1 protein-coding gene is annotated in these 1,133 nt (G+C 71.2%); it reads right to left on the bottom strand.

Annotation, left to right across the window (positions count from 1 at the left end; all coding sequences use genetic code 11):
- Positions 1-1,133, bottom strand: a 1,133-nt coding sequence (locus ACWDSL_RS53505; RefSeq protein ID WP_450497042.1) for a beta-ketoacyl synthase N-terminal-like domain-containing protein, incomplete at both ends; no start/stop codon positions are given.

Here is a 1,133-nt window from a genome sequence, read left to right as displayed (position 1 = left end):
CCGCCTGCTCCCGCAACGCCACCGGTGTCTTCCCCGACACCGGCCACACCACCGGCAGACCCGACTCCTCCTCGGACTCCTCCACCGGCTCCTCGGCAGGAGCCTGCTCCAAAATCACGTGCGCGTTCGTACCGCTGATACCGAACGACGACACACCCGCCCGGCGCGGCCGATCCGCCTCCGGCCATGCACGGGCCTCCGTCAGCAGCCGTACCTGCCCCGCCTCCCAGTCGACATGCGGGGTGGGCTCATCCACGTGCAGTGTCCGCGGCAGTACCCCGTGCCGCATCGCCTCCACCATCTTGATCACACCCGCCACACCGGCAGCGGCCTGCGCATGCCCGATGTTCGACTTCACCGAACCCAGCCAAAGCGGCTCCCCGCCGTCACGCCCCTGCCCGTACGTCGCCATCAGGGCCTGTGCCTCGATCGGGTCGCCGAGTGTGGTGCCGGTGCCGTGCGCCTCGACCGCGTCGACGTCTGCGCTGCTGAGCCCGGCGTTGGTCAGGGCCTGGCGGATCATGCGTTCCTGCGAGGGACCGTTGGGTGCGGTGAGGCCGTTGCTGGCACCGTCCTGGTTGACGGCCGAGCCCCGTACCACTGCCAGCACACGATGCCCCCGCCGCCGGGCATCCGACAGCCGCTCCAGCACCAGGACGCCCACGCCCTCACCCCACGCGGTGCCGTCGGCGCCGTCGGCGAACGCCTTCACCCGGCCGTCCGCAGCCAGCCCCCGCTGACGGCTGAACTCCACGAACATCCCGGGCGTCGACATGACCGTGGCACCGCCCGCGAGGGCGAGGCCGCATTCGCCGTTGCGCAGCGCCTGGGCGGCCAGGTGCAGGGCCACCAGCGAGGACGAGCATGCGGTGTCCACTGTTACCGCCGGGCCCTCCAGCCCGAACACATACGACACCCGGCCGGAGATAACACTGGTGGTGCTGCCGGTGAGCAGGTACCCGTCCAGATCCTGCGCTCCTTCGTGGAGCCGGGGTCCGTAGTCGAGCGCGGTGGCTCCGACGAAGAGTCCCGTGTTCGTGCCGCGTACGGAGGTGGGGTCGATGCCGGCGTGCTCGAACGCCTCCCACGCCGCCTCCAGCAGCAGCCGCTGCTGCGGATCCGTCGCCAGCGCC

It is taken from the genome of Streptomyces sp. NPDC000941, assembly GCF_053599555.1.
The sequence above is the reverse complement of the archived record's forward strand: the minus strand, read 5'-3'. Positions and strand labels throughout refer to the sequence as shown.